Source organism: Pseudenhygromyxa sp. WMMC2535 (assembly GCF_011083025.2).
In genome coordinates this window covers 3,518,629-3,538,012 of the sequence record NZ_JABJWV010000001.1, presented here as the reverse complement: position 1 = coordinate 3,538,012, position 19,384 = coordinate 3,518,629, and the positions used below count along the sequence as shown (strand labels likewise).

At 70.8% G+C, this 19,384-nt stretch carries 21 protein-coding genes; 15 read left to right on the top strand and 6 right to left on the bottom strand.

All coding sequences use genetic code 11. From position 1 onward, the window contains the following. The first annotated feature begins 16 nt into the window (after window positions 1-16). The 3 genes from G6O69_RS13825 to G6O69_RS13815 are packed head-to-tail and all read left to right on the top strand — an operon-like array spanning window position 17 to window position 2,228. The gene (locus G6O69_RS13825; protein ID WP_172303971.1) at window positions 17-565 is read left to right on the top strand and encodes a sigma-70 family RNA polymerase sigma factor; all 549 of its coding nucleotides are present in this window, start codon (window positions 17-19) and stop codon (window positions 563-565) included. Beyond that, window positions 562-1,410 carry a hypothetical protein gene (locus tag G6O69_RS13820; RefSeq protein WP_172303970.1) on the top strand — a complete coding sequence of 283 codons (849 nt, stop codon included), beginning with the start codon at window positions 562-564 and terminating at the stop codon, window positions 1,408-1,410. The genes G6O69_RS13825 and G6O69_RS13820 overlap by 4 nt, the downstream gene beginning before the upstream one ends. A 59-nt stretch (window positions 1,411-1,469) precedes the next feature. Continuing rightward, on the top strand, window positions 1,470-2,228 hold the full coding sequence (locus G6O69_RS13815; RefSeq protein ID WP_172303969.1) for a Dickkopf N-terminal cysteine-rich domain-containing protein: 759 nt from the start codon (window positions 1,470-1,472) through the stop codon (window positions 2,226-2,228). A gap of 67 nt (window positions 2,229-2,295) precedes the next feature. On the opposite strand, the gene G6O69_RS13810 is transcribed toward G6O69_RS13815, so the two are convergent. The 3 genes from G6O69_RS13810 to G6O69_RS13800 form a co-directional block, all read right to left on the bottom strand. Then, window positions 2,296-2,781: a hypothetical protein gene (locus G6O69_RS13810; RefSeq protein WP_172303968.1), complete on the bottom strand. Its 486-nt coding sequence runs from the start codon at window positions 2,779-2,781 to the stop codon at window positions 2,296-2,298. Between the two features lie 8 nt (window positions 2,782-2,789). Next, window positions 2,790-3,749 carry a dienelactone hydrolase family protein gene (locus G6O69_RS13805; protein ID WP_172303967.1) on the bottom strand — a complete coding sequence of 320 codons (960 nt, stop codon included), beginning with the start codon at window positions 3,747-3,749 and terminating at the stop codon, window positions 2,790-2,792. 282 nt (window positions 3,750-4,031) lie between these two features. Further along, a complete protein-coding gene (locus G6O69_RS13800) occupies window positions 4,032-4,409 on the bottom strand; it encodes an STAS/SEC14 domain-containing protein (RefSeq protein ID WP_172303966.1) in 378 nt (125 codons plus the stop codon). Window positions 4,410-4,516: 107 nt separating this feature from the next. Here G6O69_RS13800 and G6O69_RS13795 point away from each other — a divergent pair, with 107 nt between their 5' ends. Further along, on the top strand, window positions 4,517-5,089 hold the full coding sequence (locus tag G6O69_RS13795) for a SpoIIE family protein phosphatase (RefSeq protein ID WP_172303965.1): 573 nt from the start codon (window positions 4,517-4,519) through the stop codon (window positions 5,087-5,089). A 168-nt stretch (window positions 5,090-5,257) separates the two neighbouring features. Here G6O69_RS13795 and G6O69_RS13790 read toward each other — a convergent pair whose 3' ends face one another. Continuing rightward, entirely contained in the window at window positions 5,258-5,911 is a 654-nt protein-coding gene (locus tag G6O69_RS13790) for a 4Fe-4S single cluster domain-containing protein (protein WP_172303964.1), read from the bottom strand. After that, entirely contained in the window at window positions 5,908-6,693 is a 786-nt protein-coding gene (locus G6O69_RS13785) for a pseudouridine synthase (RefSeq protein WP_172303963.1), read from the bottom strand. Before G6O69_RS13785 ends, G6O69_RS13790 begins: the two co-directional genes overlap by 4 nt. A 31-nt stretch (window positions 6,694-6,724) precedes the next feature. On the opposite strand from G6O69_RS13785, the gene G6O69_RS13780 reads away from it, so the two are divergent. The 11 genes from G6O69_RS13780 to nspC all read left to right on the top strand — a co-directional run bounded on the left by G6O69_RS13780 (window position 6,725) and on the right by nspC (window position 18,713). Then, window positions 6,725-7,333 (top strand): RNA polymerase sigma factor, encoded by a 609-nt coding sequence (locus tag G6O69_RS13780; RefSeq protein ID WP_172303962.1) that lies wholly within the window; start codon window positions 6,725-6,727, stop codon window positions 7,331-7,333. Between the two features lie 151 nt (window positions 7,334-7,484). Next, complete coding sequence (locus tag G6O69_RS13775; RefSeq protein WP_172303961.1) at window positions 7,485-8,174, top strand: hypothetical protein; 690 nt, start codon at window positions 7,485-7,487, stop codon at window positions 8,172-8,174. Further along, window positions 8,171-8,737, top strand: a complete 567-nt coding sequence (locus G6O69_RS13770; protein WP_172303960.1) for a tetratricopeptide repeat protein — start codon at window positions 8,171-8,173, stop codon at window positions 8,735-8,737. Before G6O69_RS13775 ends, G6O69_RS13770 begins: the two co-directional genes overlap by 4 nt. Beyond that, entirely contained in the window at window positions 8,734-9,486 is a 753-nt protein-coding gene (locus G6O69_RS13765; protein ID WP_172303959.1) for a hypothetical protein, read from the top strand. Before G6O69_RS13770 ends, G6O69_RS13765 begins: the two co-directional genes overlap by 4 nt. After that, on the top strand, window positions 9,470-10,210 hold the full coding sequence (locus tag G6O69_RS13760; RefSeq protein WP_172303958.1) for a hypothetical protein: 741 nt from the start codon (window positions 9,470-9,472) through the stop codon (window positions 10,208-10,210). The genes G6O69_RS13765 and G6O69_RS13760 overlap by 17 nt, the downstream gene beginning before the upstream one ends. 24 nt (window positions 10,211-10,234) lie before the next feature. Further along, window positions 10,235-10,939, top strand: a complete 705-nt coding sequence (locus G6O69_RS13755) for an HAD family phosphatase (protein ID WP_172303957.1) — start codon at window positions 10,235-10,237, stop codon at window positions 10,937-10,939. Next, entirely contained in the window at window positions 10,936-12,207 is a 1,272-nt protein-coding gene (locus G6O69_RS13750) for a hypothetical protein (protein ID WP_172303956.1), read from the top strand. Before G6O69_RS13755 ends, G6O69_RS13750 begins: the two co-directional genes overlap by 4 nt. Window positions 12,208-12,383: 176 nt before the next feature. After that, on the top strand, window positions 12,384-14,855 hold the full coding sequence (gene lon / locus G6O69_RS13745) for an endopeptidase La (RefSeq protein WP_172303955.1): 2,472 nt from the start codon (window positions 12,384-12,386) through the stop codon (window positions 14,853-14,855). A gap of 531 nt (window positions 14,856-15,386) precedes the next feature. Next, window positions 15,387-16,235 (top strand): hypothetical protein, encoded by an 849-nt coding sequence (locus tag G6O69_RS13740; RefSeq protein ID WP_176396818.1) that lies wholly within the window; start codon window positions 15,387-15,389, stop codon window positions 16,233-16,235. A 95-nt stretch (window positions 16,236-16,330) separates the two neighbouring features. Then, window positions 16,331-17,548, top strand: coding sequence for a saccharopine dehydrogenase family protein (locus G6O69_RS13735; RefSeq protein ID WP_172303954.1), 1,218 nt, complete (start codon window positions 16,331-16,333; stop codon window positions 17,546-17,548). After that, a complete protein-coding gene (gene nspC / locus G6O69_RS13730; RefSeq protein ID WP_172303953.1) occupies window positions 17,535-18,713 on the top strand; it encodes a carboxynorspermidine decarboxylase in 1,179 nt (392 codons plus the stop codon). The genes G6O69_RS13735 and nspC overlap by 14 nt, the downstream gene beginning before the upstream one ends. Before the next feature lie 185 nt (window positions 18,714-18,898). On the opposite strand, the gene G6O69_RS39375 is transcribed toward nspC, so the two are convergent. Continuing rightward, the gene (locus G6O69_RS39375; protein ID WP_217909828.1) at window positions 18,899-19,375 is read right to left on the bottom strand and encodes a hypothetical protein; all 477 of its coding nucleotides are present in this window, start codon (window positions 19,373-19,375) and stop codon (window positions 18,899-18,901) included. Window positions 19,376-19,384: the final 9 nt, after the last annotated feature.

Here is a 19,384-nt window from a genome sequence, read left to right as displayed (position 1 = left end):
TCACTCAGACCCCCCCGTGCCGAGCACCGCACAGCGCAGCGCCCCAGCGCACCACCTCGCAGATGTCTACCGCGACGAATTCGAGTTCGTGTGGCGCAGCCTCCGGCGCCTCGGTGTCCCCGAGCACGCCCTCGACGATGCGACCCAAGACGTCTTCTTGGTCGTCGCCCGCCGCCTCGACGCCTTCGAGGCCCGCTCCTCCCTGCGCACCTGGCTGTTCGGCATCGCCATGCGAGTGGCGCGGACCCGCAGGCGAACCACCTGGCGCCAGCGACGAAAGCTCGAGGCCCTCGCCCGGGAGCCGCAGGCCAAGGACGACTCCCTCGCCCAGTCCGACGCCCAGCGCCTGCTCATGCGCCTGCTCGACGAGCTTGACGAGGGCAAGCGCGCGGTCTACGTGCTGATCGAGCTGGAGGGCATGACCGCGGTCGAGGTCGCCGCTGGCCTCGAGGTCAACGTCAACACCATCTACACGCGACTTCGTGCAGCCCGTCGAGAGCTGCGGGCGGCCGCTGACGAGTATTTGCGCGACGAGACGCGCGCAGGAGGGAAGCGCGAGACGTGACGACGCCACGACAACTCCTCGACCAACTCGAGCGAGCCGAGCGCGAGGCGACAGGGCCCCCGGCGCAGGTCCGCGCGCAGATCTGGGATCAGCTCGAGGCTCGACTCGACAGCGGCGCGCAGCCGCCCGAGCTCGACGACGCGCCCCTGCTCCACGCCCCAGCCAGGGGCACGAAGGCCCTCAAGCTCCTCGGCGTGCTCACCCTCGTGGGCGTCGTCACCGGGCTCGGCTGGGTCGCGTCCTCGCGGCGCTCCGCTCCCGCCGAGGACACAGGCGTGCCCGCCCTGGTCGACGTGTCGGCGTCCACACCAGCGAGCGCGGAGCCCGAGGCTCCCCGCGCGGCGCCGCCGACCCCTGGCGAGGACCTCTTCGCCAACCAGGGCGCCGCCGAGCCCACGCGCCCCGAGCCCGGCGCTGAAGCTGATGCGAACGCCGGCGCTGACCTCGACGCCGGCACCGACGAGGCCCAGCGCTCCAAGCCCGCGAACGCGAAGCCCCGGGGGGCGACCAGCGACGCGTCGCGGTCGGCGAACACGGAGGCGACCTCCGCTGCGCCGGCCAAGACCCTCGCCGATGAGCTCGCCCTCATGCAGGCGCTATCGACTGCGCTCAAGCGAGGAGATTTAACGCGCGCGCGCAGCCTCGTCGCCGAGCACGAGCGCGACTTCCCCGAGGGGCAGTTCATCGAAGAGCGCGCGGCCGCGAAGGCCCGCGCGCTGTGCCAGACGGGCGGCGCTCGGATCGAGGCTGGACGCGAGGCCGCCGAGCGCTTCGCCACGCGCTGGCCGTCGTCGATCCATCTCGCCGCGGTCGATGCGGACTGCGGCACGGAAAAAAAAGATTGAGCCTCGCCAACGGATCCGCGCTCGTCCGGCGACCCACCGCCTGACAAGCAAGGACCCCCATGCGACGAATCATCCCCATGACCTTGAGTGTGTGCCTGTTCTCCGTGCTCGGCTGCAGCGCGAGCCTCGGCAGCGAGGGCGGCGAAGACGAGACCAGCGCAGACGACGAAGCCGGCGACGACGCCAGCGAGGGCGGAGACGAAGGCGGCTACTCGCCGTGCAGCTCCAGCAACCCCTGCCCCGACGGACAATTTTGCTTCAACGGGCTGTGCGCCATCGGCTGCCTGAGCGCGGGCGACTGCGCCGAGGGCCAGTACTGCGCGACGGACACGGACATGCTCTGTCACGACAGCGAGGTCCCGACCTGCACGAGCGACAGCGAGTGCGCGAGCTCGCAGCTGTGCGTCAACGGCTACTGCTCCGCCGCCCCCGAGCCCGAGGACGCCGGCTGCAACCTCGACGACTACCTCGACGACGGCTGCCCCTCCAACGCGGTCTGCCTCGAGAGCGAGGACGACCCCGAGCTCGGCGTCTGCTACGAGATGCCCGCCTGTGGTGCCGACGGCTCGTGCCCGGTCGGCTCGATCGGGGCCGTGTGCAACAACGGCTACCTCCCCGAGAAGGACGCGATCTGCCTGGTCAACCTGTGCGAGAGCACGAGCAACTGCCCGAGCGACTGGAGCTGCGTCTACTTCGACCAGGCCACGGTCGGGGTGTGCAGCAGCGGCGCCTTTGGCACGCCTTGCTCGACGGGCGAGGACTGCGAGAGCGGCGTGTGCTCGCCCCTGCCCGGCTTTGGCGCGGGCTTGTGCACCTGAGCGCCCGAGCCAGCCGCGCGCGATCTGTGCGAGAGAGGCGGGCCGCGCTGGGTCCCACCACGGACTCCTAGGAAAACAGCACCAACAACACGATGGCGGCGACGAGGGCGAGAGCCATGAGCACCAGCCAGGTCACGTCGCGCCCTCCGACTCGATCCAGGTCCGCGCCCTCGCGCGCGGCGAGGGCCGCCTCGTTGGGGATCAGCTCGTCACCCTCGAGCGGACGATCGACCAAGGTCACGGCCAAGAAGAGATCCCCCGCCGGTCCCCCTGGCGCCGCGCTGGCCCCCTGACCGCGGAGCCGGAGCACGGCCCCCGCGGGCAGCTGCTCGGGCAGATGCACGATCACGCGCTCGGGATCCGCCGCGTCGATCACCCGCTCGACGAGGTCTCCCCCGCCCGCCAGGCGCTGGGGCACGCGCACGCGCACGCCGTGGCCGAGGGCCGCGCGCGGGACCTCGATGCTGACCCGTAGATCCACGCCACCAGCGGCCTCGTCCTCCTGCCCAAGCTCGGCTTGGGCCGCCTCGAAGATGCTCCCGAGCTCCGTCACTGAGGCTCCTAGAGCTCGGCTTCGAAGGTGGCCAGCAGCCGCGCCCACGCCCGCTCGGCCTGGACCTCGTCGTAGACGGGCGAGTCCGTGACGCACCACCCGTGCTGGGCCGGGTAGACCTCGATCTCGGCGGTCCGCCCCGCGACCTCGGCGGCCTGGTGCAGGGTCGTCTTGGCCTCTGGATCCCGCTCGTCGTCGTTCTCGGCCACGCAGATCAGCAGCGCCGCGCGCATCTCGGGGATCAGCTGGTGCGGGCTGTCGGCCTCTTGGGTGACGAGCCCGCCGCCGTGAAAGGATCCGATCGCGCCCACGCGATCCGCCCGCGCGGCGGCCGTGCGGAAGGTGAAGGGTCCGCCCATGCAGTAGCCCGTCGTCCCGATCTTCCGCCCGGTGTCGACCTGCGCCTGCTGGTCGAGCCAGGCCACGAAGGCCGCGCCGTCGCTGGCGATCCCCTCGGCGGACAGCGCCTCGATCATCGGGGCGATCTTCGCCTTGCCCTCCTCGGTCCGCCACTCGGAGAAGCTCTCGAGCACGGGCAGCTTGGACGAGCGGTAGTACTGGTTGACGGCCAGCACGGCGTAACCGGCCTCGGCCAGGCGCGTCGCCATGTCCATGAAAGACTGGCGGAGCCCGGCGATGTCCGGCCAGATCAACACCCCGGGGTGCCGGCCGCTGGTCGGGGCGACGAAGTAAGCCTCGGCGCTGCCCTCGGCCATCTCGACGCTGACCATCCGCCCCTCGACCGCCACGGCCGCGCTCGCCTCCGCGCTCGCCTCCACGCTCGCCTGTGGCTCCGCAGACCCGGCCTCCGGGGAGGGCTCGGTGGTCGAGGCCGCCGCCGAGTCTCGCTTGCAGCCGGCCAAGAGCACCGCGGCCGCCGCTCCTGCCCCGAGGGCGAGCTCGCGGCGACGCAGCCCCTGCCGCTGGAGATAGACTTCGTTCTCAGCCTCGGTCGTGTCGTCACACATGGGTGGGTCTCTGCGCGCAGTTATACCCCTCGCGAGGCTCAGGCCTCTCCGCAGATCGCCAACAGCAAGATCATCAGCAGCATCAGGATCATCGCCGCCCGCCGACGGCGATCCCTCGGGCTACGCCCCAGCAGCGGCGCGATCATGGCCGCGCTCCACAGACCCGAGACCCTGAGCGCGACTTTTGACGGTGCATCTTCGAGCGCATCGAAAAACCAGACCCCGACCCCCGGCACAGTAGCGCGCAGGGGGCGGTGTGGGCGAGCCCGCGCAGACGCTCGTTCACGCGCCCGTGGCCCAGGCCAAGGCCTCGCCCTCTTCGGCGAAGCCCTTCATGGCCTGACCGGAGGCCAGCGACATCGCGCCAATGACCACGTGATAGAGGCGATTTTGGGTGATGATCGCCACCCGGGACACCTGATGCCGCCAGAGCTTGTTCCAGTCCACGAAGGCGTGGCGGGCGTCCAGGTCGTAGCCAGCCATGTGGCGGCAGTCGAGGACCATCGGGCTGGGGCCGCTTCGCAGCTTCAGCTTCTCGGCCATGCTCGCGAGCACGCGCTCCAGCTGCTGCGCTGTCAGGTGTCCATCGAGCGCCCCCCAGACCGGCTTGGCGGCCGCTGGAAACTGGACGGGGTCGATGAGCTCGGTAGCGGCCGACATCTGCCCTCAATCATGAAGTCAGCCGCAAGTGTGAGCAAGAAGACAGCAAGTGCAACTTGATCGCCCTGTCCTTTGGATCAGTCCCTTCTGCGCGATAAGCTCGGGTGATGCACGTCGACGCACGCGTGTTTGGCCGGCCGCGGATCGGCGAGGAGCAAAGCGGCGACGCCGGCGTGGTTCGCGAGGTCGATGCGGTGACCTGGGTGCTGCTCATCGACGGCCTCGGCCATGGGCCCAAGGCCGCGGCCGCGGCCCAGCTCGCCGTCGACGAGCTCGGGCAATTCGACGCCGCGCTCGACATCGAGGCCGCCTTCATCCGCCTCAACGACGCGCTCAAAGGATCCCGCGGCGCGGCGGCCACCTTGGTCCGCTTCGAGGAGCGGCGCCTGACCATCGCGGGCGTCGGCAACGTCGAGCTGCGCCGACTCAGCGGCCCGCAGCTGCCCTTCATGGCCAGCAACGGCGTGCTCGGGCGACGGCTCCCACGCCTGCGCGTCGCCGAGGTCGAGGTCGACGAGCCCGGGCGGATGTTGCTCTTCACCGACGGCATCGATCGCCGCGCGCCCCTGCGCGAGCTCTCTCGCCTCGACGTCGACGCCATGGGCCGCCTGCTCCTCGCCCAGCACTCCCACGACAACGACGACGCGACCGCGATCCACGTCGACTACCGGCCGAGCTGAGCCCGGCTAGGAGCCCGTGGTGGAACCCAGCGCGGCTCCTGGCGCCGGGCTTTTCGTCGAGGGCGCGAAGCCAAAACGCCGCTGTACCGGGCGTACTGCAAGTTTTGGCGACAAAGCCCTCGGCGAAAAGACCAAGCCAGGTGTCGTGTTGGGTTTCACCACGGGCTCCTAGTTCGGGCTTTGCTTCGCGTCCACGGGCGCGGGCGCAGCGAGCAGGCGCAGCAGCGACCGGGCCGCGCTGGGGAAGCCGTGCACGCTGACGCTGCCGTCGGCCTCGACGCGCAGCTCCGCCGAATTCGCCCCGGCCCACACAGCCGGGTCGGCGTAGCGCGGGCTTCGGTGGTGCAGGGTCTGGTTGCGCGAGCCCACGAAGCGCCGGCCGCCCGCGCGCGCCTCGGGCTCGCGGGCGCGGGCCTCGAAGCGGCCGTCGACCAGGGTGTCGAGGCTCGCCCACAGCGCAGCGAAGCCCGGCCGGGCGCGGGCCTCTTCCAGGCGCAGACCAGTGAACACGAGCACGCCGAGGCCGAGGCCGGCCGCGCCCTCGCACAGCTCGGTCAGCGCCTCGAGCTGCTCGAGCGGCTCGCCGCCGAGGATCGTCACGCCCTCGATCTTCCGGCGCGGCGCGGCGCGACCAGGCGCGAGCTCGGCGAGCTCGGCGAGCAGGACGTCGACCTCGACGAGGGCCCCTCCCGCGGGGTCGAAGAGCTCGGGGTTGCAGCAGCCCGGGCAGCGCAGCGAGCAACCTTGCAGCCACAGCGCCCAGCGCTCGTGCGGCCCCTCGGCGCGGGTCCGCGGCACGCGATGGGCCACGCGCAGCTTCACGCCGGCTCCTCTGCCGAGGACTCGGGCCGCGCGCGCTGGGGCGAGGGCGAGGGCAGCTCCTCGAGCTCGATCCACTCGCCGGGCGCCATGGCCTCGGGCAGGCGCAGGCCGGCATGAGCGACGCGAGTCAGCGCCAGGACGTGGCTGCCGAGGGCCGCGAAGATCCGCTTGACCTCGTGGTGCGAGCCGTCGAGCAAGGTCACGCTGGCCAGGGCCTCGGTCCCCGGCGGCCGGGGCAGGGCCGGGTGACAGGCGCCCTCGAGCCCGGCCAGGGCGGTGATCCGCGGCCGCGAGCCGTCGGCGAGGATCAGGCTCACCTGACCATCGGCGTCCCGCGGCGGCGCTTCGAAGGGCCGGGCGAGGGCGACCTCGTAGACCCGCGAGACCGCCCGCCGGGGGTGGGTCAGGGCGTGGATCCGCGGCCCCTCGGTGGTCCACAGCAACAGCCCCGAGGCGTCGAGGTCGAGGCGGCCCACGGCCTTGAGCTCGGCGTGCATCGGCGCGCCCTCGAGCAGGTCCCAGGCCGTGGGGTGGCGGTTGTCCTTGCGCGAAGTCACGACCCCCACCGGCTTGTGCTGCATCAGATGCACGTGCTCGCGCAGCTGCACCTGGCGGCCGCGGACGTCGACGGTGAAAGGCAGCTGCCCGGGAGCCAGCGTCAGCCGAGGATCTCGCAGGACCTCGCCCCCCGGGCCGCGGACCGATCCAGATCGCAAGACGCGTGTGACCACGCGACGAGACAGGCCGAGGTTCCGGGCGAGGAGCTGATCGAGGCGGGGCACGCCAGGCGGATAGTAGGGTATGGTGCGCCCCGTGGGTCGCCCGGAGCCCCTAGCTGACGAGCGCGCGATCGTCGAGCGCGCCATGGAGGGCGACAAGCGAGCCTTCGAGCGGCTCTATCGTCACTACGCGCCGATCTTGTTCAGCTACGTGCTGGTCCCCATGCTCGGGAACCGGGACGACGCCCAGGACTGCCTGCGCGAGACCTTCATCTCGGCGCACCGTGCACTGCCCCGCTACGAGTGGCGCGGCTCGAGCATCTACCCCTGGCTCAAGACCCTGGCCAAGAACAAGGCCCGCGACCTCTTCCGCGCCTCAGGCCGTCGCCAGCGCCTGCGCGGCGCCTTCTCCCACCACGTCGGGGTATTCGGCGACAAGGAGCCGGCCTCGCCCATGGAGGAGCTGGTCCAGGCCCAGGCCCTGCGCAAGCGCATCGACGCGGTGCTCGACACCATGAACCCGCGCTACGCTCGGGTCCTGCGCCTGCGCCTGCTCGAAGATCGCAGCCGCGAAGACTGCGCCGAGCTCCTCGACGTCAAGATCGGGACCTTGGACGTGCTCTTGTTTCGCGCCGTCCGGGCGTTCCGCAAGGCCTGCGAGCAGCAGGGCGTGGAATTCGACATGAGCGAGGTGCGGGCGTGAACAGGACGCGAACGCGCGATCGCGCCTGCCGGGCGCAGGCCACTTTTTCAAACCCACGTAAGCTGACTTCGCGACCCGGCGTTTCCCGGCCCGCGAGCCCAGCGAGCCCGCTCGAGGCCCCAACGCGCCGAGACCCTGGAGGGTGTCCACCATGACCGACCAAAAGCAGCCGAACGGCGAGGCACGACCCGCGGGCGTGCTCGACCCCGAGTGGGAGGACGCCCTGCGCAGCGGCCAGGAGCAAGAAGGCGAGCGCGGCTCCGTCGAGCCCGAGCTCGCCCTGCTCCACCTGCTCCGCCACGCCCGCCAGCCCGAGAGCCTGGAGCCCGACGCCCTCGACGCGATCTGGTCCGACGTCGAGGCCGAGGTCGCGCCGGCCGGGCAGCCGTGGTGGCGCCGCGCCTGGGTGTGGTGGACGGCGCCCGTCGTCGCGACCGCGGCCGTCCTCGCCATCGTCGTGATCCAGCCCGGCGCCAGCGAGCCGACGCTCGCCCTCGACGAGAGCCACGCCGCCCCCCAGGCCGAGGAGGACGCCCCCTTCGCAAAGTCCGAAGAAGCGCTCGCCGAGGGCAGCGCGAGCAACAAGGACAGCGACGAGGACAGCGCCCGAGCCAGCCGCGAGCGCGCGGCCGGGGCAGCCAGCGCCACGCCCGAGATCACCCAGCTCGGGGGCATCGCCGCCGCCGACGGAGGCGCCCGCAGCCCTGGCGCCAGCGCCTTCGAATCGAGCTACATCCGCCTCGAGCCCCAGGGCCGCGCGGCCCTGGTCGCCGCCGTGGATCGCAGCCGCGACGAGCTGCGCGACCAGCTCCTGGCTCAGGCCCGGGGAGACCAACGATGACCGTGAAGCCCACCACCACCAAGTGGCACACCATCGGCCAGCTGCTCACCGGGCTCGTCCTCGGCGGCGCGCTGACCTTCGGCGGCCTGGCCCTGGCCGGCAAGCTCAAGCCCCCCGGCGAGCCCGAGGCCCTCGTCGCCCTCGCCCAGACCGTCGAGGCCAGCGACAGGAAGGTCGACGTGATGCTCGAGCGCGGCGACGTGAGCGGGGGGATCGCGGCCCTCGAGTCCCTGCGCGAGATCCCCTGGCCGTCGCGCGAGCGAGGCGGCGACGCGGCCGTGCAGCTGCGCCACGACGCCTACGGCCGCCTGCTCCGCCTGCGCCTCGATCACCCCCAGGTCGACGCCAAGACCGGCAAGCAGCTGCTCGAGCTCGCCGACGAGGGCCTCGGCCGCGAGTGGGAGCAGCTCGACCCCAACCCCTTCACCGCCCGCCTGCTCGCCCTGCGCGGCGAGGTCCTCGAGGGCCTCGGCCGTGACGACGACGCGCTGCTGCTCTACGAGCAAGCCCTCGACATGAACCGCGACCTCCTCGACGAGGTCATCCAGGAGGTCGGCCGGTGAGCGCCCCCTCGCCCTCGTCCCCCTCCCGCGCCCTGGTGCTGCGCGCGGTCGTGTTCGGGCTGGCCGCGGGCGCCCTCGCCTGCGCCGCCAGCCCCGAGCAGAGCGCCGAGGCCGAGCGCCAGTCGGCGCCCCCGCCCAGCGACATCCCCTCAGAGCCCAGCGCCGAGCCCATGGACGCCCCCGCGGAGGCAGCCGCGGCCGAAGAGAGCGCGCCGGGCCTCGATGACTTCGAGCGCCGCCTCGCCAGCAACCGCGCCGAGCTCTCTCGCCTCGGCGTGCGCTTCGCCGACCCCGACCCCGACCCCGATGCAGCCGCTGCCGCTGACGCCGAGCCCGAGTCTGAGCTCGATCTCGACGCAGCGGAAGAGCTCGAGGCCGCCCCCAGCCCCAGCGCAGGCGGGGGCAGCCCCGCCAAGCCCAGCACCAAGTCCAAGTCCAAGTCGACCTCCACCTCGAGCAAGGGCAAGGGCAAGGGCAGCAGCGGCCGCGCGTCGGCCTCCCCCGACGCCAAAGAAGCTCCCGAGCAGGCCAAGGCCGTCCAGGGTCCCCCGATCGCGACCGAGCTCGAGGACGCCGCCGGGCGCTGTGAGTCGATCTGCTCCCTCGGTCAGGTGACCTGCGAGCTCAGCGACTCGATCTGCGCCCTCGCCGAGCGCCACACCGACGAGGACGACTACCAGTCCGCCTGCGAGCGCGCCGTCGGTGATTGCCAGGTCGCCAAGGAGGCTTGTGATGGCTGTGAAGACTGAGCCCGAGCATGCGTGGCCGCGACCGAGGCCGCGGCTCCCCCTCGCCCTGGCCGTCGCCATCGGCTGCGCCCTGGCTGGCTGCGCCAAGAAGTCGGACGCCCCCGCCTCGCCCGACGAGGCCTCGAGCGCCGTCGATGCCGAGACTGAAGACGGCGCCGACGCCCGCTTCGCCGAGCCCCCGCCGGGTCCGCACGATCCCCTCGCCGAGCTCGATGACTTCGAGGCGCAGATGCAGTCCATGGGCCTGCTCTCCGCCGCGCAGCTCGAGCGTCGCCAGGCTCGCTCGGACATGCGCGACGAGGCCGCCGCGACCGAGGACGTCAGCGTCGAAGGCCTCGAGGAGGAGGCCCCGGCGCAGGACGCCGCCGAGATCTCCACGGGGAGCGCCTCCGCCGGGAGCTCGCGCCACGCCAAGCAAAAAAAGCGCGGTCGGGGCGAGCGCGGGAGCAAGGACGCGGCCAAGGCCGAGCGCCCCCACGAAGGGGGCGGCGCCCCTGGCCAGGCGCCCGCGCCCGCGGCGGAGGACGACGTGGCCATGGACGCGGCCGCCGACCGCTGCGAGTCGGTCTGCGGCCTCGCCGAGGGCATCTGCGAGCTCGAGGTGCGCATCTGCGAGCTCGGCGAGGCCCACCCCGAGGACCCCGCCTACGCCGACGCCTGCGAGCGCGCCATCGAGGACTGCGAGCTCGCCAGCGACGCCTGCGAGCGCTGCCATAGCGAGTAGCCGCCGGCGTTGTATCCTCCCGCCGTGTCGCAGCTTCCCCAGGCCGTGCTCCTCGATCTCGACGGCACCCTCGTCGACAGCGAGTCCTTCCACGCCGAGGCCATCGCCCGCTACATGGCCACCCGCGGCGTCACCCTCGACGCGCGCGAGCGCAGCTTCGTGATCGGCCACGCGTGGCAGGAGATCCACAGCGAGCTGCGCGTCGCCGAGCGCATCGGTGACGACCTGCCCGCGCTCCAGGCCGGCGCCCACGCCCTCAAGGCCGAGCTGCGCGCCGAGGGCATCGACATCCAGGTGCTCGACGGCGCCCGCGAGCTCGTCGAGACCCTCGCCGCCCTCGACATCCCCACGGTGATCGTCTCGGGCTCGAGCCGGCGCGAGATCGCCGAGGCCCTCGAGGTCCTCGGCTTCGCCGAGCGCCTGCGCTTTTACATGGGCGCCGAGGACTACCCCCGAGGCAAGCCGGCACCCGACGGCTACCTGGCCGCGGCCGCGCGCCTCGGCGTCGAGCCGGCGCGCTGCCTGGTCTTCGAGGACAGCGAGGCCGGCGTCGCCTCGGCCCTCGCCGCGGGCATGCGCGTGGTCGCTACGGCGGCCGCCAACCTCCCGGCCGACCACCCCGGCCACCAGGATCAACGCCGAGCCCACCGCGTCGTGGCCGGGCTCGAGGGCATCGACCGCGCGTTCTTGTCCGGGCTGATGCGCGAGGGGGCGAACGCGGCCCCATGACCAGCGAGTGGACCCGGTCCGAGGAGGACGAGGCGAACACCGAGCCCGCGCCACGCAGCATCGAGCGTGGGCTGCGGCTCGTCTTGCTCCCCGACCCCGAGGCCCGCGCCCGCCTCGACCGCCCGCTGCTCGGCATCCCCCTCGCCCAGCGCTCGATCAACGCCGCCCTCGAGGCCGGCTTCGTCGAGATCCTCGCCGCCCCCGGCCTCGCCTTCGCCCCGGCCCAGATCCGCGAGGTCCCGGTCGGGGACATCATCGACGGACCTGGCCTGATGATCTACGAGGGCACCTTCCTCGACCCGCAGCTCTTGCGCCTGATGGTCGAGCACCCCCTCGAGGACGACGAGCGCTACACCCTCTACGACGGCGTCGCCCGACCGGCCGGCTTCTTCGCCGGTGAGCTCGGCGCGATGCCGGCGACCATGCCGGTGTCCGAGGAGCTGCTGTGGCCCGACGATCTCGGCCCTGATGACATCGCCCGGGTCGTCTACGACGAGGACGTCGAGCGCGCCGAGTGGCTGGTCTTGCGCACCGAGGCCCGGCGCTCGCGTACCAGCGGCTGGCGGGGCACCGAGACCGAGCACGTCCGTCGCAGCCTCGCCGGCGAGTCACGCTGGCACCGGGAGATCAGCATTCGAACGCTGCGCTGGCTGGCCCGCTCCAACCTCGCCGTCGCCCAGCTCGAGCTCCTGGCTCTGGGCGTCGCCCTGGCCTCGGGCCCGGTCTGCCTCGTGCACAGCTGGCCAACGTTGATCCTCGCTGGTGTGCTGCTCCTGCTCGGGGTCCACGTCTCGCGCCTGCTCGCGCCGCTGCGCTTTTTGCGGGACGAAGCGATCAACCCCCGGGACGAACACGGCCGACCCGAGGTCTGGGTCCCAGGCGACACGCTCGCCGGCGCCACCCGCCCCCTGGCCCACGCGATCCTCACGGCCTGCCTGACTTACGTACTAGTCGCCGAGACGGATCGCTCCAACGTCGCCGCCTTGGTGCTGCTCGTCACCGGCGGCGTCGCGGCCCTGCTGTCTTTGGCCCACGCGCGATCTCGGCTGCGCGGAGACGACGCGAACGTCCTCGAACTGCCGCGCTCGGCGGCGCTCGTCAAGCGCCTCGGCGTGTCCATGCCGACCTGGCTGCAGGGGGCGCCGCTGCTGGAGATCTGTGCCGCGCTCGGCTCCCTCACCGGTGAGCCCGGGGTCCCATGGACAGTGTTGGTCACGGCCGCGCTCTCGCGTCTGTGGAAATGGTTCACCGCCCCGCCTCCGGCCTGAGCCCCGGTGACGGTGGCGCGTCCGAGCGCAGCGCGAGTTTGGCTCAAAACGGGCGTCCAGGGCGAAATTTCGCCCCCTCACTCAGGGGGGCGATGTTTGACCACCCCATGGCCGAGTGCTAGCGTTTGCTTGGCTCGGACTGCGATTTTTTCGCAACCTTTCCCGGGCACCAAGCCATGGCAACCATCAAGATTCCGCTCCTTCCGCTGCGCGAGCTGATCGTCTTCCCCCACGAGGTCGTCCCGCTCTTCGTCGGCCGCGAGAAGTCCATCAACGCCCTCGAAGAGGCGATGGCCGCAGACCGACAGATCCTGCTCTGCGCGCAGAAGAAGGCCAAGGTCAACGACCCCAAGCCCGACGGCATCCACGACTTCGGGACGATCGGCACCATCGTCCAGCTCCTGCGCCTCCCCGATGGGACGGTCAAGGTCCTGGTCGAGGGCAAGACCCGGGCGCGGATCAAGGAGTACGTCGAGAGCGAGGACAAGTACTTCCTCGTCGAGGCCGAGCTCGTCGAGACCCCGGAGATCGACCCCGAGCAGGAGCCCGAGTTCCAGGCCCTGATGCGCTCGGTCCAGGCGACCTTCGAGAACTACGTCAAGCTCAACAAGCGCGTGCCCCCGGAGCTGGCGGTCAGCGTGCAGAGCATCGACAACCCCTCGCGCCTCGCCGACACCATCGCCGCGCACGTCAACTTCAAGCTCGCCGCCAAGCAGGACCTGCTCGAGACCGAGAACGTCTGGACCCGGTTGGAGACGCTCTATGAGCTGATGCAGAACGAGATCGAGATTCTCCAGGTGGAGAAGAAGATCCGTACTCGCGTCAAGAAGCAAATGGAGAAGAACCAAAAGGAGTACTACCTCAACGAGCAGATGCAGGCGATCCAAAAGGAGCTCGGGTCGCAAGACGAATTCAAAAACGAGCTGCAAGAGCTCGAAGACAAGATCCGCCGCAAGAAGATGACCAAGGAGGCGAGCGAGCGCCTCAAGAAGGAGCTGCGCAAGCTCAAGATGATGAGCCCGATGTCGGCCGAGGCCACCGTGGTCCGCAACTACATCGACACGGTGCTCTCGCTGCCCTGGTCGGACAAGACCGGCGACAAGCTCGACCTCAGCGACGCCGAGGGCGTCCTCGACGAGGACCACTACGGGCTCGAGAAGCCCAAGGAGCGCATCGTCGAGTACCTCGCCGTTCAGGCCCTGGTGAAGAAGGTCAAGGGCCCGATCCTCTGCCTCGTCGGGCCGCCCGGCGTCGGCAAGACCTCGCTGGCCAAGAGCGTCGCCCGGGCGACCGGCCGCAAGTTCGTGCGCGTGTCCTTGGGCGGCGTGCGAGACGAGGCCGAGATCCGCGGCCACCGGCGCACCTACATCGGCGCGATGCCGGGCAAGATCATCCAGGGCCTGCGCAAGTCGGGCTCATCGAACCCGGTGTTCTTGCTCGACGAGATCGACAAGATGTCGATGGACTTCCGCGGCGATCCTTCGGCCGCGATGCTCGAGGTCCTCGACCCCGAGCAAAACCAGGCCTTCGTCGACCACTTCCTCGACCTCGACTACGACCTCAGCGACGTGCTCTTCTTGTGCACGGCCAACAGCCTGCACACGATCCCGCTGCCCTTGCAGGACCGCATGGAGATCATCGAGCTGTCGGGCTACACCGACGAGGACAAGCTCAAGATCGCCCGCCAGTACCTGCTGCCCAAGCAGCGCGAGCTCAACGGCCTCGACGAGGTCGAGGTCAACTTCAGCGATCCGGCCGTCAAGGAGCTGATCCACCACTACACCAAGGAGGCCGGCGTGCGCTCGCTCGAGCGCGAGATCGCGGCGGTGCTCCGCAAGGTCGCCCGCGACTACGTCAAGGACGGCCAAAAGAAGAAGTCGTTCAAGGTCGACACCAAGACCGTCCAAAAGTACCTCGGGCCGCGCAAGTTCCGTTACCAGCGCGGCGAAGAGGAGGATCAGGTCGGCATGACCAACGGCCTCGCGGTCACCATCTTCGGCGGTGACCTGCTCCCGGCCGAGGTCACGATCACCCCCGGCAAGGGCAAGGTCACCCTGACCGGCAAGCTCGGCGAGGTCATGCAGGAGTCTGCGCGCGCGGCCATCACCTACGTACGCTCGCGCTGCCTGACCTTCGGCCTCGACCCCGACTTCTACGAACACGTGGACTTCCACATCCACTTCCCCGAGGGCGCCGTGCCCAAGGACGGCCCGAGCGCGGGCGTCACCATGGTCACCTCGGTGGTCTCTGCCCTGCTCAACGCCCCCGTCCGCAAGGACGTCGCGATGACCGGCGAGATCAACTTGCGCGGCAAGGTCCTGCCGATCGGCGGCCTCAAGGAGAAGATCCTCGCGGCCTACCGCAGCGACATGAAGATCGTCGTCTGCCCCGCGGACAACGAGAAGGACCTCCACGACGTGCCCAAGAACGTCATCAAGTCCCTCGACATCCGCTTCGCCAAGAGCATCGACGACGTGCTGCGCTGGGCCCTGGCGCCGCTCTCGGAGGAGCACCCCAACAAGGCGCTGCGTCAGTTCCTCGGCGGGGAGGCCTCGGCGGACGCGACGGATTGGGTCGCGGCTCGGGAGTATCTCGAGGAGCGGGATCGCAAGAAGCAGATCGACAACAGCGGCCACGGCCCGCACTGATTTAGACCCCCGCGGGCGTCCTGCTTCTAGCCGCAGCGGGCCGCTGCGCGGCCCTCGAGACCGCCTCCGGCGGTCTCGGGCGGGGAGGCATGTCGTTCGCGTCGGCACGTAGTGACCCCCTAGAAGGGGGTCTTTTTTTTGCCCCTGCGGATGGTTTTGCTCCGTGCGTGGGATCGCATGTTGGCGCCCTCCAACTTCGGTTGCCTGCCCTTTCGGCACATCGCGACCTGTCGTTGCCCGCCAACTTCGGTTGCCTGCTGTGTCGACACGTGGCGACCTCTCGTTGCCCGGGCTGCTCGCGGGTCGGGGGACTTGGATTTCCCGCGTGGGTGGAGGGGGCGCTGGGGTGGGTCGTCGTGGACCTCTGTGGGTGCTCCGGGTAGGTCGGGGGGCCCGCTGGGCGAGGGGTTCGCTCGGTGGGCGCGCGGGGCGGCCCTGCGCGCGTTCCTGGTATTTGGGGCTAGGAGGAATTTGGGCTTGGAACACTGGACGCTCGACGCGGGGCGCTCGACCTCGTGCTAGGCTGCGGCCATGTCGATGCTCGGACTTGCTCTGGTCGCGACCTTGAGCGTCGCTCCCGAGGATGAGGCCTTCGTGGTCACGCCTGCGCCCGCTGCCGAGGCCGCGCCGGCTCCCGCGGCCTCCGTGGAGGTCACCGTCGCGCCGCCGGTGGCTCCGCCGCCTGCGGTCGCGCCCGCGCCGGTGGTCGTGGTCACGCCCGCGCCGGCCCCCGCACCCGCACCGCCCATGGCTCCGCCGGTCCGCTTCGAGGCGCCCCGCAAGCCCCTGGGCGGCTTCGGTTTGCTCGCGGCCTCGTCCACGATCTTCATCATCGGTCTGAGCGCGCAGATCTCCACGGCTGCGGCCCAGGCCAACTACTGCACCAACTGGGAGCGAAACGGCTTCAACACGGCGCACGGCTGCTTCTACGTGACCGAGCCGTGGCACGCCCACGCCGGCACCGGCTACGCCTTTGGCTCGGCCATGGTCATGACCAGCATCGGCGCCAGCGCGCTCGGCAAGTACGACGCCTGGCACTCCGTCTACGGCGACGGCCGCACGCGCAACGCCCGGGCTCGGGTCGGCGCTGGCGTGGCGCTGGTCGGGCTGAGCATCGGGGCCTTCGTCGCCGAGGCCTTCATGCTCCGCCGCGAGTTCGACGACTTCTGCACCACCGTGGAGTGCGAGGTCGACCGCCGCAAGCTCTACTACGGCCTCGCGGACGCCGGCGCCCTGGGCATGAGCGCGGGCTTCGGGCTGATCGCCCACGGCAACAGCTACCGCCGCCACCTCGCGCGCTACGGCAAGTTCAGCCAGTGGTCGCTCTCGCCCCAGGCATCGCCGACCTCCGTGGGCATGGGCGCGAGCCTGCGTTTTTGAGGCCTGGCCGCCCGCGCGCAAAGAGGCCGGACCCTTCGGGGTGCGGCCTCTTTCACGTTTGACTCGCCCCAGCGAAGGGCCCAACCTCCCGGCCCATGAGCACGAACAAGGTCTTGATCATCGGCGCAGGCGGCGTGGGCGGAGTCGTAGCCCACAAGTGTGCGATGAACGCGGGCACCTTCGGCCACATCACCCTGGCCAGCCGGACCAAGTCCAAGTGTGACGCGATCGCGGCCGAGGTCCGCGAGATGCACGGCGTCGAGATCGCGACCGCGTCCGTCGACGCCGACGACGTCGCCCAGATGGTGGCCCTGATCCGCGAGGTCCAGCCCAAGCTGGTCATCAACGTGGCCCTGCCCTACCAGGACCTGCCGATCATGGACGCCTGCCTCGAGACCAAGGTCCACTACCTCGACACGGCCAACTACGAGCCCAAGGACGTCGCCAAGTTCGAGTACCACTGGCAGTGGGCCTACCGCGAGCGCTTCGAGCAGGCGGGGATCATGGCGTTGCTCGGCTGCGGCTTCGACCCCGGGGTCACCGGCGTGTTCACGGCCCACGCGGCCAAGCACCACTTCGACGAGCTGCGCTACCTCGACATCGTCGACTGCAACGCCGGCGACCACGGCAAGGCCTTCGCGACCAACTTCAACCCCGAGATCAACATCCGCGAGATCACCCAGCCGGGGCGCTACTGGCTGAGGGGCGAGTGGGTCGAGATCCCGGCGATGAGCGAGCACAAGCCGATCGACTACCCCAACATCGGCCCGCGCGAGTCCTACGTGCTCTATCACGAGGAGCTCGAGTCGCTGACCAAGAACTTCCCGACCATCGAGCGCGCGCGCTTTTGGATGACCTTTGGCCAGGAGTACCTGACCCACCTGCGCGTGCTCCAAAACGTGGGCATGACCTCGATCGCGCCGGTCCACTTCCAGGGCCAGGACATCGTGCCCCTGCAATTCCTCAAGGCCGTGCTCCCGCCGCCCGAGAGCCTCGGCGAGGGCTACACCGGGCAGACCTCGATCGGCTGCCAGATCCGCGGGCTCGCGGGCGGCGAGGCCAAGAACTACTACGTCTACAACAACTGCGATCACGCGGCCTGCTACCGCGAGGTCCGCTCCCAGGCGGTCAGCTACACCACCGGCGTGCCGGCGATGATCGGCGCCAAGCTGATGCTCGAGGGCGCGTGGATGAAGCCCGGCGTCTACAACGTCGAGGAGTTCGACCCCGATCCCTTCATGGCCCAGCTCAACGTCCAGGGTCTGCCGTGGACCGAGCTCGTCGACGTCGAGCTGCCCCATGACTACGATTGATTACGCGGCCCCGCCCAGCCCCTGCTTCGTCCTCGACGAGGCCCGGCTGCGCGCCAACCTCGAGCGCCTCGCCCACGTGGCCAGCGAGAGCGGGGCCAAGATCATCTGCGCGCTCAAGGGCTTCGCGCTCTACGCCAGCTTCCCCCTGGTCCGCGCCTACCTGCCGGGGGTCACGGCCAGCTCGCTCGCCGAGGCCCTGCTCGGGCTCGAGGCCTTCGGCGGAGAGATCCACGCCTACTGCCCCGCCTACATCCCCGCGGACTTCGACGCGATCGCCCGCCTCGCCTCGCACCTGACCTTCAACTCGGTGGGCGAGTACGCCCGCTACCGCGATCGCCTGGCCGGCGCGAGCCCGGGGCTGCGCATCAACCCCGAGTACGCCGAGGTCGAGACCGCGCTCTACAACCCCTGCGTGCCCGGCTCGCGCCTGGGGGTCACCGCCGGGCAGCTCGGCGGGGAGCTGCCCGAGGGCGTCGAGGGCCTGCACATGCACACGCTGTGTGAGAAGGGCTCCGACACCCTCGCGCGCACCCTCGAGCGCGTCGAGGCCAAGTTCGGCGCGCTCCTCGACCAGGTCCGCTGGCTCAACCTCGGGGGCGGGCACGCGATCACCCGCGAGGGCTACGACACCGAGCTGCTGATCCAGCAGATCCGCCAGCTCCGCCAGCGCCACCCTCAGCTCGAGGAGATCGTGCTCGAGCCGGGCAGCGCCGTGGCCTGGGAGACCGGCGAGCTCATCGCCACGGTCCTCGACGTCGTCGAGTCCCCGGACGCCGAAGGACGACCGGTGCGCACCGCCATGCTCGACGTGTCGTTCTCGGCGCACATGCCCGACTGCCTCGAGATGCCCTACCGCCCGCGCGTGCTCGGGGCCCGCCACGACGCCAGCCCCGAAGAGCTCGCCGCCGCGCCGCACCGCTATCACCTCGGCGGGCAGACCTGCCTGGCCGGGGACTTCATGCCCGACTACCTGTTCGAGGCGCCCCTGCGACCCGGCGACCGGATCGTGTTTTGGGACATGATCCACTACACGATGGTCAAGACCACGACCTTCAACGGCGTCCAGCTGCCGTCCATCGCAATCTGGCGGGAGCAGCCCCGCGCGGGCGGTCAGCTCGAGGTCGTCAAGCGCTTCGGCTACGAGGACTACAAGCGCCGGGTCTGAGCGCGAGCCCAGCACATGGGCCCAGCACGCGGGCTCGGACTCGAGGGGCGCCGACCGGGGCCTCCGCGCAGGTACGGCTTCCCCGCGACCCGCCGCCGGCTGACCCGCCCGCTGCCCTGGCCGAGCCCTCGGCGCGGGTAAGCCGGCGGCGGGTCGCAGGTCCCGCCTCGTCCGCCCCATCTGCCTCACTTGGGCAGGAAGTCACGGTCGAGCACGGTCTTGCGCCCGTCGGCCTTGGCCCGCTCGATCGCCCGGTCACAGATGTCGCGCAGCTTGTCCGAGAGCACGTCCATGACCGCGTCCGAGGTCCGCAGGCCGCTGGCGGCGGCGACGTAGGCCTTGAGCGCCTTGGCGACCACGAGGGTGTCTCGGGGCAAACTGGGGTCGCGGCGGCGGACCGGCGCGACCACGCGCTTGCCCTTGCGCGTGGCCCCGGCTGGCTTGAGGGCGGGGTCGCCGGGTTTCGCTGGCGCGCGCCGCTCCTCTGCGCTCGCCTCCCGGTGGCCCGCGATCGGCACGTGCGCGTCCCAGCATTCCATGCTGCAAAACACCATCGGCGCGCGCGCGCGGTTGCAGGTCGAGACGCTGCACACGAGATAGCTCGCGCCGCAAGCGATCGGCTGCTTGCAACGACTACAGTGACGCCAGGTCGGCTCCGCCATGGTGGCGAT